The sequence below is a fragment of the Mesoterricola sp. JemC181 genome (genome assembly GCF_055384585.1).
On record NZ_AP045076.1, the window covers coordinates 1,435,454 to 1,447,913 of the forward strand.

Genomic DNA, 12,460 nt, shown 5'->3' on the forward strand with positions numbered 1-12,460 from the left:
CCATGCTGATCCGATCCCGCCGCCTTCGCACCACCAACGCCATGAGGGACCTCGTGGCCGAGACCACCGTCCAGGCCCGGAACCTCATCCAGGGCCACTTCGTGCAGCCCGGCAACGACTCCACCGAGATCTCCAGCCTCCCCGGCATCTCCCGCAACAGCGTGGAGGCCACCGTCCGCCAGGTGGAGTCCGACCTGAAGCTGGGCCTGCGCAGCCACCTCTTCTTCGGCGTCCCCGACCCCTCCGACAAGGCCTCCGACGCCCACGCCGCCCACGACCACGAGGGCATCGTGCCCGTGACCGTGCGCCGCCTGAAGAAGGAGTTCGGCTCGGACGTCATCGTCATGACCGACGTGTGCCTTTGCGCCTACACCGACACCGGCCACTGCGGCGTCAACGAGGGGCCCGTGATCGTCAACGACAAGTCCGTGGAGATCCTGGCGCGCATGGCCGTGGCCCACGCGGAGGCCGGCGCCGACATGGTGGCCCCCTCCGACATGATGGACGGCCGCATCCGCGCCATGCGCGAGGCCATGGACGCCCAGGGCTTCACCCAGACCGGCATCCTCAGCTACGCCATCAAGCACGCCGGCGCCTACTACGGGCCCTTCCGCGAGGCCGCGGACTCCTCCCCGAAGTTCGGCGACCGCCGCAGCTACCAGATGGATCCCAGGAACGCCAGGGAGGGCCTGCGCGACGCCCTGCTGGACCTGGAGGAGGGCGCCGACGCCCTCATGGTCAAGCCCGCCATGCCCAACCTGGACCTGATCTGGCGCCTGCGGGAGAAGACCCTCTGCCCCATCGCCGCCTACCACGTCTCCTCCGAATTCAGCAGCGTCAAGGCCGGGGCCCGCATGGGCTGGCTGGACGAGGCCAACCTCTTCAGGGAGCACCTGCTGGCCATCCGCCGCGCCGGCGCCGACTGGATCGTCACCTACGTGGCCCGCGAGGCCCTTGAGAAGAAGTGGATCTGACCATGAGCAACGACACCCTGTTCCAGGAAGCCCTCACCCACTTTCCTGGCGGCGTCTCCAGTCCCGTGCGCGCGTTCCGCGCCGTGGGCGGGACCCCGAAGTTCTTCCGCAAGGCCTGGGGCAGCCGCTTCGAGGACGAGGAGGGCCGCCGCTACGTGGACCTCTGCATGTCCTGGGGCCCGCTGATCCTCGGCCACGCCGTGCCCGAGATCATCTCCGCCGCCGTGGAGGCCATGCAGGAGGGCCTCACCTTCGGCGCCCCCAGCCGGCGCGAGATCGCCCTGGCCCGGCGGATCAAGTCGATGGTCCCCTTCGTGGAGAAGATGCGCTTCGTGTCCTCGGGCACGGAGGCCGTCATGAGCGCCCTGCGCGCCGCCCGCGGCTTCACGAAGCGCGACCGCATCCTGAAGTTCGACGGCTGCTACCACGGCCACAGCGACGCGATGCTCGTGAAGGCGGGCTCCGGACTCGTCACCTTCGGCGAGCCCAGCAGCGCCGGCGTGCCCCGGGGCTTCGCCGACCTGACCACGGTCATCAGCCTGGACGACCTGGAGGCCCTCGAAGCCACCTTCGACAAGCTCGGCCACGAGCTGGCCGCGGCCATCATCGAGCCCATCCCCGCCAACAACGGCCTCCTGGTGCAGGACACGGCCTTCCTCAAGCGCCTGCGCGAACTGTGCACCGCCTACGGCGTGGTGCTGATCTTCGACGAGGTCATCAGCGGCTTCCGCGTGGCCCCCGGCGGCGCCGCCGAGCTCCTGGGCATCACCCCCGACCTGGTGACCTACGGCAAGATCATCGGCGGCGGCATGCCGGTGGGGCTCTACGGCGGGCGCAAGGACATCATGGCCGTCATCTCCCCCGACGGCCCCGTGTACCAGGCCGGCACGCTCAGCGGCAACCCCGTGGCCATGGCCGCGGGCCTGGCCACCCTCGAGCGCCTCACCCCCAACCTCTACCGCGACCTCGACCAGAAGGGGGCCCAGTGGGCCGCCGCCTTCGAGAAGATGCCCGGCCTGCACGTGCCCCGCGTGGGCAGCCTCCTGTGGCCGCTCTTCCAGCCCGGCGTCAAGCGCGCCGACCGCGTGGAGTCCGGCGCCATCGACCGGTTCAACAGGATGCACGGCCTTCTGCTGAAGGAGGGCGTCTACCTCCCCCCCTCCGGCTACGAAGTGGCCTTCCTCTCCGCCGCCCACGGCGAGGAGGAACTGGCCCACGTCGAACGCGCCATCGGCGTGGTCGCCGCCGCCCTCAAGAACGAAGCCTAGAACGGAACCGCCATGACTCCTCAGCTCGTCCGCGCCCTCCGGGGTGAAGTTCTGCCCACGCCCCCCATCTGGTTCATGCGCCAGGCGGGGCGGTTCCTGCCCGAGTACCGGAAGATCCGCGAGAAGGCCACCTTCGAGGACCTGCTCTACGACTCCGACCTGGCCGCCGAGGTCACCCTCCAGCCGGTGCGCCGCTTCCCCAAGCTCGACGGCGCCATCATCTTCTCGGACATCCTGGTGATCCTGGACGCCCTGGGCTGCGGCGTGGTGATCCCCGAGGGGGGCCCCCGCCTCACGAAGACCCTGGACCAGATCGACCCGGACATCCTCCTGGACGAGAAGGTGTTCGAGTCCGTGCAGGCCGCGCTGCGCAAGGTGCGCGCCGCCCTGCCCGAGGACAAGGCCCTGCTGGGCTTCGCCGGCGCCCCCTGGACCCTCCTGGCCTACGGCATGGAGGGCAAGGGCAGCAAGAACTGGGTGCGGGCCAAGTCCTACCTCCACCAGGAGCCCGAGAAGGCCCGCAAGTGGCTGGACCGCCTCGCGGACGCCTCGGCGCGCCTGCTCAACCTCCACATCGGCGCCGGCGCCCAGGGCGTGCAGCTCTTCGACACCTGGGCCGGGGAACTGGACCGGGAGGACTTCGAGGCCTTCGCCCTGCCCGCCGCCCACCGGGCCCTCGCGCAGGTGGAAGGCGCCCCCCGGCTCTACTTCCCCCGGGGCATCCTCCCCGCCAGCCTCGGGACCCTTCCGTGCGAGGGCTTCGCGGTGTCCTGGCAGGTCCCCATGGCCCAGGCCCGGGCCCAGTTCCCCGGCAAGGTGCTCCAGGGCAACCTTGACCCCACCTCCCTGCTGGCTGGCGAAGAGACGGCCGTCCGCAAGGCCAAGGCCATCGTGCAGGTGATGAAGGGCGCCCCCCACGTGTTCAACCTCGGCCACGGGCTGCTGCCCGAGACGGACCCGGCGGTGGTGGGTGCGGTGATCGACGCGGTCAAGGGATAGTTGACCGGAATCATCCCCTTTATCTGCGAAAATGGACTCTGGAGGTTCCGAAGATGGCCCTGTCCCTCTCCGACCTGATCAAGCACTACGACCGCCCCGGACCCCGCTACACCGGCTACCCCATGCCGCCGGTGTGGTCCGAGGGGTTCCCCCAGGAGGAGGTGGCCCAGGCCCTGGCGCGCGCCGACGCCGACCCCGAGCCGCTCTCCCTCTACGCCCACCTCCCCTTCTGCAAGCGCCGCTGCTCCTACTGCGGCTGCAACGTGGTGGTGAGCCCCCACTACTCGCCCGTGGACGGCTTCCTGAAGTCCCTGGAGACCGAAGTGGAGATGTGGGCCTCACACCTGCCCACCCGCCGCGGCGCCATCCAGCTCCACTGGGGGGGCGGCACGCCCACCTACCTGAACGTGGCCGACCTCAAGCGCACCTTCAAGCTCATCACCGACCGCTTCCCGCTGCTGCCCGGGGCCGAGGTCTCCATCGAGGTGGACCCCACCTTCCTGGAGCCCGACCAGCTTCCCGCCCTGCGCGAGATGGGCTTCAACCGGGTGTCCTTCGGCGTGCAGGACCTGGACGAGCACGTGCAGGAGCTGATCACCCGGGGCCAGACCTGGGAGCAGACGCTGACCACCGTCAAGCAGGCCCGCGAACTGGGCTTTCCCGGCGTGAACCTGGACCTGGTCTACGGCCTGCCCGGCCAGACCATGGCCACCTTCCGGCGGACCCTGGAGAGCACCCTGGAGCTGAACCCCGACCGCATGGCCATCTACGGCTTCGCCTACCTGCCCTCGGTCATGCCCTACCAGCGCAGCATCCCCGCCGAGACCCTGCCCAGCCCCGAATTGCGGCTGGACCTCCTGCTCCTGGCCGTGGACATCCTGGAGAAGCACGGCTACGTGGCCATCGGCATGGACCACTTCGCCCGCCCCGGCGACGAGATGGCCAAGGCCGTCAAGGAAGGCCGCCTCATCCGCAACTTCATGGGCTACGCCGTGGCCGCGGGTTCCGACCTCCTGGGCTTCGGCCCCAGCGCCATCTCCAACGTGGCCGGCGTCTACTCCCAGAACGAGAAGATCCTCACCAAGTGGGAGCGGGACATCGCCGAAGGCCGCTTCTCCGTGCACAAGGGCCACCGCCTCGACGGGGAGGACCTCATGCGCCGCTGGCTCATCCACGAGCTCATGGGCACCTTCGAGCTGCGCTGGGACGACCTCCGCCAGCGCTTCGGCGTGGACGGCCCGGTCCACTTCGCCGGCGCCATCGAGGAGCTCAGGGCCGAGGTGCCCTTCGGCACCGTCGAGGTGCGCGACGAGGGCGTCTTCATCACGCCCCTGGGCCGGCGCTTCGTGCGCAACATCGTGCAGCCCTTCGACGCCTACCTGAAGAAGCTGGCCGCCAGCACCCCGTTCTCGAGAACGGTGTGAAGCCTGACACCGCCGTCGTCCTGCTGAACCTGGGCGGCCCCCTGCGCTCCCGGGACGTGGAGGGCTTCCTCTACCGCCTCTTCTCCGACCGGGACATCATCAAGTTCCCGGGCCCCGCGTTCCTGCAGCCGCTGTTCGCCACCCTGCTGTCCAAGGGGCGCAGGAAGGAAGTCGAAGGCCGCTACGACGAGATCGGCGGGGGCAGCCCCATCCTGCGGGAGACCGCGCGCCAGGCCGCGGCGCTGCGCACCGCGCTGCGCGAGGCCGGACGCCCCGAGCCCGTGAAGATCGCCTTCCGCTACACCTCGCCCCGGGCCGCGGGCGTGCTGCGCTCGCTGAAGGGGCAGGGCATCCGGCGCATCGTGCCCGTCACCCTCTATCCGCACGACTGCAAGGCCACCACGGGCTCCAGCCTCGTGGAGCTGGAGCGCGAGGCCAGGGCCCTGGGCATGGAGGTCCTGCCCGGCGTCCTGCACTACGCCACCGACGCCGACTACCTGGAGAGCCTCGCGGGGCCCCTGGAGGCCGCGCTGCGCGAAGTGCCCGGCGCCACCGTGGTCTTCTCCGCCCACAGCCTGCCGGCAAGGCAGATCGAGCAGGGCGACGCCTACCAGCGGGAGATCGAGGCCACGGTGGAGGCCCTCAAGGCCCGTGTGGGCGACATCCCCGGCGGGTTCCGGCTGGCCTACCAGAGCAAGGTGGGCCCCATCAAGTGGCTGGAGCCCGAGCTGGGTTCGGTGCTGAGGACCCTGGGCGGGAAGGACATCATCGTCCTCCCCGTGAGCTTCGTCACCGAGCACATCGAGACCCTCCACGAGCTTGATATCCTTTTCAAGGACGTGGCGCTCAAGGCGGGCGTCCGCAGCTACCGGCGCCTCCCCGCCCCGGCCGCCGACCCCGCGTACATCCGCTGTCTTGCGCGGCGCACCCTGTCGGCAATCTGAAAGCGAGGCTCCCATGACCACCTTGATTCTCGGCGGAGGCATCACCGGACTGCTGGCGGCCTACTACCTGCAGGAGCGGGGCGAGGCCACCGAGGTCTGGGAGGCCGAGGAGGCCGTGGGCGGCTGGGTGAAGACCCTCCCCTGGGCCACGGAGGACGGCCGCCCCGGGCGCATCGAGAAGGGCCCCCAGGGCGTCCTGGTCACGCCCGGCAGCCGCACCGACACGCTCTTCAGGGCCTTGGACCTCCAGCTCAAGAGCCCCGGCAAGGGCGCCCGCTGGGTGGGCACCGGGGGCCGCCTGGTGCCCGTGCCCGCGCATCCCGTGGGTCTCTTCGGCACCGCCCTCATGTCCTGGTCCACCAAGTTCCGCATGTGCTTCGAGCCCTTCATGCCCGTGAGGCCCGCGGAGCCCGAGGAGGGCCTGTCCGAGTTCATGGCCCGGAGGGCCGGCCAGGGCATCGCCACCGAGCTGCTGCCGCCCATGGTGGCCGGCATCCTGGCCTCCCCCGCCGAGCTGCTCAGCGTGGACGCCATCCCCAAGCTGCGCCAGTGGGAGGCGTACGGCAGCCTCCTGCAGGGCATCATGAAGTCCGGAGTCAGCCACCTGCAGGTGCCCGAGGGCGGCATGGGAAGCCTCCCCGTGCGCGTCGCCTCGCGCCTGGCCGCGGTGAAGACCGGCCTCAGGGCCGAGTCCCTGGAGCGCACCGCCGACGGCAGGTGGCTCGTCAAGGGCGACGGCCTGGAGCGCGTCGCCGACCGGGTCCTGCTCGCGCTGCCCGCCTTCGACGCCGCGCGCCTCCTGGCGCCCCACGCCGAGGCCTCCGCCAAGGCCCTGGCCGAGATCCCCTACACCTCCGTCAAGCTCTGGCACAGCCGCCACGCGCCCCTGGCCCCCTTCAAGGACGGCTTCGGCTTCCTCATCCACCCCAAGGAGGGCCGCCCCTACCTGGGCTCCCTGGTGCCCAGCTGGATCGACGCCGGGTGCGCCCCCGGGGACCGCATGCAGCTGCGCAGCTTCATCGGCGACCCGGACCTGTGGCGCGATCCCGACCCCGGCGCGGCCAAGGACTGGGCCTGGACCCTGGGCCGCCTCCGGAACTGGGTGCCCGCGCTTTCCGACGCGTACCAGACCCGCGAGGAGATCAGCCCCAACGCCATCCCCCGCGCCGAGAAGGGCCACCGCGGCCGCGTGCGCAGGGCCGTGGAGGGCCTGCCCCAGGGCATCCACTGGCTCTCCAACGCACGGTTCGGCCCGGGCGTGCGGGACGTCATCGAAGGGCTGGAGCCCTGGCTGGATACGCTCTGACCTGACCTACTTCCCCTTCTCCATGCTGCCGGTGTAGGTCCCCAGGTGCGCCTTGGGGGTCCTGAAGCCGAAGGCGTCGTGGTTCACGCTCACGAACACCGTGAGCAGGAACAGCAGGAACGCGAGCATCGGCGCGCCGCGCTTGCGGGCCGCCAGGGCCTTGGGGCTCATCTCGGAGAACATCATCACCAGGAGCACCAGGACCAGCTTCCAGTGGAGGTAGAGGGCCTGGAAGGGCTCGGCGCCGGCCCGGAACTTCATCACCAGGAGCACGATGCCCAGCAGGAGGGCGATGCGGAATCCCCAGGCGGCGGTGCGCTTCCACAGGACGGAGGTCAGGCCCTGGAGGTCCTCGCGGGTCTCCTCGAAACCCACCAGGAGCAGGACCACTGCGGCCGAGCCTCCAGCCAGGGCGAAGGCGATGACATGGAGACTCCTGAGGAGATTGAACGTATCGAAATGGGGCATTTCCGACCTCGCGAATGGGTGGGCTTGAAAACCCGATTGTCCTACATTAACGCCCAAGGTGAAAGGCGCGGACCCATGTATGATGAGATCGATCCTCGAGTGGGCTGAACATGGCAAAGACCATCGGCAAGTATGAAATAATCCGCTCCCTTGGTTCAGGCGCCATGGGTGAGGTGTACCTTGCCAGGCAGGCCGCCATCGGGCGGGAAGTGGCCATCAAGACCATCCTCCCCAACGTGGCCAAGGGCGAGGAGGCCGAGGGCCGGTTCCGGCGCGAGGCGGAGGCCGCGGGCAAGCTGAGCCACCCCAACATCGTCACCATCTTCGATTTCGACAAGGACGGGGACACGTTCTTCCTGGTCATGGAGTTCGTGAAGGGCGACGACCTCGAGGACGTCATCAAGCACCAGGCCCTGTCCCATTCCCAGTTCCTGGAGGTGCTGGCCCAGGTGTGCGACGGCCTCAGCCACGCCCACCGCAACGGCATCATCCACCGGGACATCAAGCCCGCCAACGTGCGGGTGATCCGGGACGGCAAGAACCTCCAGGCCAAGGTCATGGACTTCGGCATCGCCCGGGTGGAGGACAGCAACATGACGGCCACCGGCATCGTCATGGGCACCGTCAGCTACATGGCGCCCGAGTACATCCGGAACGGCCACGCCACGACCCAGTCCGACCTCTTCGCGGTGGGCGTGATGCTCTACGAGTGCCTCACGGGCCGCAAGCCCTTCGCCGGGGACAACACCACCACCATCCTGTTCAAGATCGTCTCCGAGACGGCGCCCCCCATCGACCTGAGCACCATCCACGGCATCAGCCACAGCATCCGGAACGTCCTGGACAAGGCCCTCTCCAAGGAGCCCGGGGACCGCTTCCAGACCGCGGACGACTTCGGCAAGGCCCTGCGGGCCTGCAAGGACCCCAGCTGGACCGGGACCCTGGACGAGGCCACCGCCATGATCACCCGCCACCAGGAGGCGCTGGCCGCGACGCCGCCGGCCCATCCGGACGAAACCGAGGTCATCCGGCAGCCGCTCCCGTCCCCGCCCACCGTCATGGGCCGGGTCGCGCCGGCCGAGGGCACCGCCCTCATGCCTTCCGTTCCGGCCCCGGCCAAGGCCGGCGGCAGCCGCACCGGCCTCTTCGCGGCCGTGGGCGCCGTGGCCCTGGCGGCCGTCGCCGGCGGCGGCTACCTGGCCCTGCGCCCCAGGACCACGCCCGCGCCCCTCCCCGACGTCCAGCCTCCGGCCCCCGCCGCCGCCCCGCAGCGGCCTGAACCCGCCCCCGCCGCGCAGGCCGGGTCCCCCGGGACGGCTCCCGCGCCCCAGGCCGAGCCGCCCAGGCCCGAGCCCGTCAAGGCCGGGCCCGCCAAGGCCGAGCCTGCCAGAACCGAGACCGCCAAGCCCGCCCCGCCCAGGCCGGAGCCCCCGAAGCCGGAACCTCCCAAGGCAGAACCCCCCAAGGCGGCGCCTCCCAAGGCCGAGCCCACCGGCACCAAGGCCGTCCTGGCCCTCCTGGACACCGATCCCCGCCAGGCCGCGGCCCAGGCCAAGGCCATGGCCGCGGCCGACCCCGGCAACGCCGAGGTCCAGGGCCTCTACCTCGCGGCGCTGTACCAGAGCCGGAACGCCTGGGACTTCGAGCGCGGCCTCAACCGCGCCATGGCCTCGGGCCTCACGGTCGGGCAGATGCTCCAGGCCGCCCCCGCATTCAAGAAGGCCCTGGCGCAGGAGATCCGCCTCCAGAAGGCCAACCCTCCCGCGGGCATCCTGCCGGGAGACGTCATGAAGAAGATCAGCGCCGGGCTGTAGCTACTTCACCAGGTTCTCCAGCCACTTCGTGAAGGTCTTCTCGACCTTCTCGCGGAAGTCCTGCTTCAGGCGGTTCTCGGCCTGGAAGTCCGAGACGCCCAGGCCCTTGGCCTCGATCTCCACCGACTCGTACTCCGTGCCGGCGCGGTCCCGGAGGGTGATGGAGAGGACGCCCCGCGCCACGATGATGCCGGTGTCCTTGGTGGTGGAATGGCTGACCCAGCCGCCCCGCCACCAGCCGTTCCACTGCTTCTGGCTCGCGTCGACCTTGGCGGTCTTCGCGTCGGAGCGGTAGTCCAGCACCAGCTGGAACTCGCCGTCGCGCTCGGCCCAGCCCAGGCCGGTCTTCAGGGCGGCGTTGCGCAGGATCGCCGCGATCTGGCTGGCGCCGGAACCCCCTTCCAGGGACAGGGTGAGCGAGCCCCTGAGCTGGTCCATCTGGCGGTCCACGGACAGCTTCCCGGCGCGGATGTCCTTGCGGAGCTGGGGGTCGCCGCCGCCGGCGGCCAGCAGCGCCGCCATGTCGTCCAGCTTGGCCAGCTCCACCTGGGCGTTCTTGAGGCGGTTGAGCTGGCGCATGCGCTCCCGGGGTGCGGTGGGGGTGTCCGACTCCTGGAACAGGTCGTTCTTCTGGGCCGTGAACCGGGCCCGCAGCTCCCGCTCGGCGATGGGCACGTCCAGGTACGCCAGGGCGTAGGCCGTGGCCCCCTTCACGTCGACCCAGGTCTCCTCCACCGAAAGTCCGGGGAGTTCGGTGGCCGAGGCCTGGATGTTGGTGTTCTGGCCCACCTGCTGCTCCGAGGTGCCCGTGGCCCTGCCTCCGGTCTGCTGGGTCACGGTGGCCCGGCTGGAGACGCTGGTCTCGGACTTGACGTTGGCCCGGAGGCGGCTGAGCACTTCGCCCCGGGCGTTCTGGGAGGCCTGGGTGATGGCCTGGGCTTCGCTGGGCGACACCGGGGCGAGGCCCATGGCGTAGACCCGGCCGGCCTGGGCGGGGAGGGCGGTGATCCACATGGGCTTGACGAGGCCCTGCCGGATCGTGGGCGTCTGTCCCCATGCGGCGCCGGAGAGCAGGGCTGCAAGAAGAATGCTTGCGATCTTCATGGCGATTTCTCCTCGGGCTTGGGATTATCCGGAACGGAATTGATGCTAGGATTGATGCCGCAAATATGCCAGCTTTGGAGTTGCAGCACAACGCGATCGAAGGACGAATGTTTCGCGCATTCCGGAAAAGCCTGGGATGCTCCTTCAAACGGAAGTCCACCCCAACCCCCAATCAAGGAGTCGACATGCGTCTTTCCCTCTACCTCCCCGTGGGTCTGGCCATGGCCGGACTGGTGGCCTGCGGCGGCCCCAAGACGGAGCCCAACAAGGTGGCCGTGACCACCACCGCGACCAAGAACGCCCCCAGCTGGATCGACAACGAGGAGATCCCCGACGGCCTCGCCGCCGTAGGCATCGCCCAGCCCAACCCCATGGGCGACAAGTCCATGATGCGCACCGTGGCCATCGCCGACGCCCGCACCAAGCTGGCCGGGAAGCTCAAGGTCCGCGTGCAGAACATGTTCAGCCAGCTCAACCAGCAGGTGACCACCGCCGCCGCCGACAACACCAAGAAGCCCATCAAGACCGACGTCATGAACCGCGTCATCGAGAACGTCACCCGGCAGCTGGTGGACCAGGAACTGGCCGGCACCACCACCCGCAACTTCTGGAACGACCCCTCCGACGGCAGCCTCTACGTCTTCGTGGTCATGACCAAGGAGACCATGGACCGCGCCCTGGCCGGCGCCGCCCAGAGCCAGATCCGCAAGGAGATCGCCCAGGGCGAGCAGAGCCTCAACGCGGCCCTGGACAAGCTGGACGCCGCCATCGCCGCCAGCGATCCCACCCGGCACTGAGCCCCGCCCCGGACCCCGGCCGCCGCATCCGCCTACCGCGGGACGGCGGCCGGGGTCTAGAATGGGGAACGGAGACGGATTGTGAGAACGCTGCTTCGGTTCCTGTTTTCCGCGGTGGGGCTGCTCATCGCGTCATACTTCGTGCCGGGCATCCACCACGGCGCCTTCATCGACCTGGTGGCCGTGGCCGTCATCCTGGGGGCCCTCAACGCGACCCTGGGGATGCTGCTGCGGTTCGTGGCCTTCGTGCCCCTGGCCTGCAGCCTGGGGTGCCTGGGCCTGTTCATCAACGGGCTGGTGTTCTGGGCCGCGAGCTGGGTGGCCGTGCGGCTCGGCCTGGACTTCCGGGTGTCGGGGTTCTGGGCGGGGTTCTTCGGGGCGCTGGTCTCCAGCGTGTGCGCCACGTTCCTGGAGACGCTGCTCATCGGCAAGGAACAGAAACGCCGGGAGGAGGCCCCCCGGCGCATCAAGATCATCAACGAGTGACTAGTCGTCCGCTTCCGCGCTTGCGCGGGTGATCTTGCCCAGCATCTGCTTGGCCAGCTTCTGGATGATCGGCTCGAAGATCTGGTTCACCATGCTCTGGTCGAACTGGAGCTGGCTGCCGGTGCCGGCGACCTTGACGCCCATGTCCTTGACGGTGGCCTCGTCGTGGGCCACGGCCACGATCTCGGCGGTCTGCACGTCGATGAGCTTCATGTCCAGGCGGCCCGTGAGGGTGGCCTTCTGCACGTGGATGTCGCCGGCCACGCCCCCGGCGATGCCGCTGCCGGTGAGCTTGCCCACCAGGGCGCCGGCGCCCCAGCCCGTGCCGAATCCGCTCTTCTTGTAGGCGAAGCGGGTCACCTTGCCGGTGACCATCCACCGCACGCCCAGGAGCTTGCCCATCTTGGCGACCTTCCTCTGCTCGGCGGGATCGTCGGATTCCTCCACCAGACCGCTGGCATTGAGCTTCTGTTCGGCCAGCACCTCGTCCAGGCGGGCGCGGTCCATCACCCGGACCTTGTCGCTGCCCTCCTCGATGAGGGTGGTGACGCAGAGGTCCTGGAGCACGTCGCTGATGCGGGTCTCCCCGCCGACGTAGCCGTAGCCCCAGCCGCCCCAGCCTTCGTAGGCGCCCTTGGCGACGGGGAAGGGCGCGACGATGACGCGGGGACGGTCCTTCTTGGGAACCACCGCGACTGCGGGCGCCAAAGCGAGCAGGCAAAGTGCGCAAAGCGCGAACATTCGGCGTGTCACCACGGAATCCTCCATTCTGGGGTTTACCAAACCGAGTATACACACGGCCCGGAAAAAACCCACCTTTCGGCGAAGGGAATGTTCCATGTAAAAAGCCCCCTTCCGGGGGCTTTTTACATGGAA

General features: G+C 69.5%; 12 protein-coding genes. 9 read left to right on the forward strand and 3 right to left on the reverse strand.

What is annotated here, in order from left to right; all coding sequences use genetic code 11:
- The first annotated feature begins 2 nt into the window (after positions 1-2).
- The 6 genes from hemB to ACZ5MC_RS06365 are packed head-to-tail and all read left to right on the forward strand — an operon-like array spanning position 3 to position 6,915.
- A complete protein-coding gene (gene hemB / locus ACZ5MC_RS06340) occupies positions 3-974 on the forward strand; it encodes a porphobilinogen synthase (RefSeq protein ID WP_464517326.1) in 972 nt (323 codons plus the stop codon).
- A gap of 2 nt (positions 975-976) precedes the next feature.
- Positions 977-2,242 carry a glutamate-1-semialdehyde 2,1-aminomutase gene (hemL, locus tag ACZ5MC_RS06345; protein WP_464517327.1) on the forward strand — a complete coding sequence of 422 codons (1,266 nt, stop codon included), beginning with the start codon at positions 977-979 and terminating at the stop codon, positions 2,240-2,242.
- A gap of 12 nt (positions 2,243-2,254) precedes the next feature.
- Positions 2,255-3,241: a uroporphyrinogen decarboxylase gene (gene hemE, locus ACZ5MC_RS06350; RefSeq protein ID WP_306599478.1), complete on the forward strand. Its 987-nt coding sequence runs from the start codon at positions 2,255-2,257 to the stop codon at positions 3,239-3,241.
- Between the two features lie 53 nt (positions 3,242-3,294).
- Complete coding sequence (gene hemN, locus ACZ5MC_RS06355) at positions 3,295-4,665, forward strand: oxygen-independent coproporphyrinogen III oxidase (protein WP_306599479.1); 1,371 nt, start codon at positions 3,295-3,297, stop codon at positions 4,663-4,665.
- Positions 4,662-5,609: a ferrochelatase gene (gene hemH / locus ACZ5MC_RS06360; protein ID WP_464517328.1), complete on the forward strand. Its 948-nt coding sequence runs from the start codon at positions 4,662-4,664 to the stop codon at positions 5,607-5,609. Before hemN ends, hemH begins: the two co-directional genes overlap by 4 nt.
- Before the next feature lie 13 nt (positions 5,610-5,622).
- The gene (locus ACZ5MC_RS06365; RefSeq protein WP_464517329.1) at positions 5,623-6,915 is read left to right on the forward strand and encodes a protoporphyrinogen/coproporphyrinogen oxidase; all 1,293 of its coding nucleotides are present in this window, start codon (positions 5,623-5,625) and stop codon (positions 6,913-6,915) included.
- Positions 6,916-6,921: 6 nt separating this feature from the next.
- Here ACZ5MC_RS06365 and ACZ5MC_RS06370 read toward each other — a convergent pair whose 3' ends face one another.
- Entirely contained in the window at positions 6,922-7,383 is a 462-nt protein-coding gene (locus tag ACZ5MC_RS06370; protein WP_306599482.1) for a hypothetical protein, read from the reverse strand.
- A gap of 110 nt (positions 7,384-7,493) precedes the next feature.
- Between ACZ5MC_RS06370 and ACZ5MC_RS06375 the strand changes: the two genes are divergently transcribed.
- Positions 7,494-9,197 (forward strand): serine/threonine protein kinase, encoded by a 1,704-nt coding sequence (locus ACZ5MC_RS06375; protein WP_464517330.1) that lies wholly within the window; start codon positions 7,494-7,496, stop codon positions 9,195-9,197.
- On the opposite strand, the gene ACZ5MC_RS06380 is transcribed toward ACZ5MC_RS06375, so the two are convergent.
- A complete protein-coding gene (locus ACZ5MC_RS06380) occupies positions 9,198-10,301 on the reverse strand; it encodes a hypothetical protein (RefSeq protein WP_306599484.1) in 1,104 nt (367 codons plus the stop codon).
- 185 nt (positions 10,302-10,486) lie between these two features.
- Here ACZ5MC_RS06380 and ACZ5MC_RS06385 point away from each other — a divergent pair, with 185 nt between their 5' ends.
- Entirely contained in the window at positions 10,487-11,098 is a 612-nt protein-coding gene (locus ACZ5MC_RS06385; protein WP_306599485.1) for an LPP20 family lipoprotein, read from the forward strand.
- Positions 11,099-11,179: 81 nt separating this feature from the next.
- Positions 11,180-11,584, forward strand: coding sequence for a phage holin family protein (locus tag ACZ5MC_RS06390; RefSeq protein ID WP_306599486.1), 405 nt, complete (start codon positions 11,180-11,182; stop codon positions 11,582-11,584).
- Here the strand turns inward: ACZ5MC_RS06390 and ACZ5MC_RS06395 are convergent, their stop codons facing one another.
- Positions 11,585-12,340, reverse strand: coding sequence for a CsgG/HfaB family protein (locus ACZ5MC_RS06395; protein WP_306599487.1), 756 nt, complete (start codon positions 12,338-12,340; stop codon positions 11,585-11,587).
- Positions 12,341-12,460: the final 120 nt, after the last annotated feature.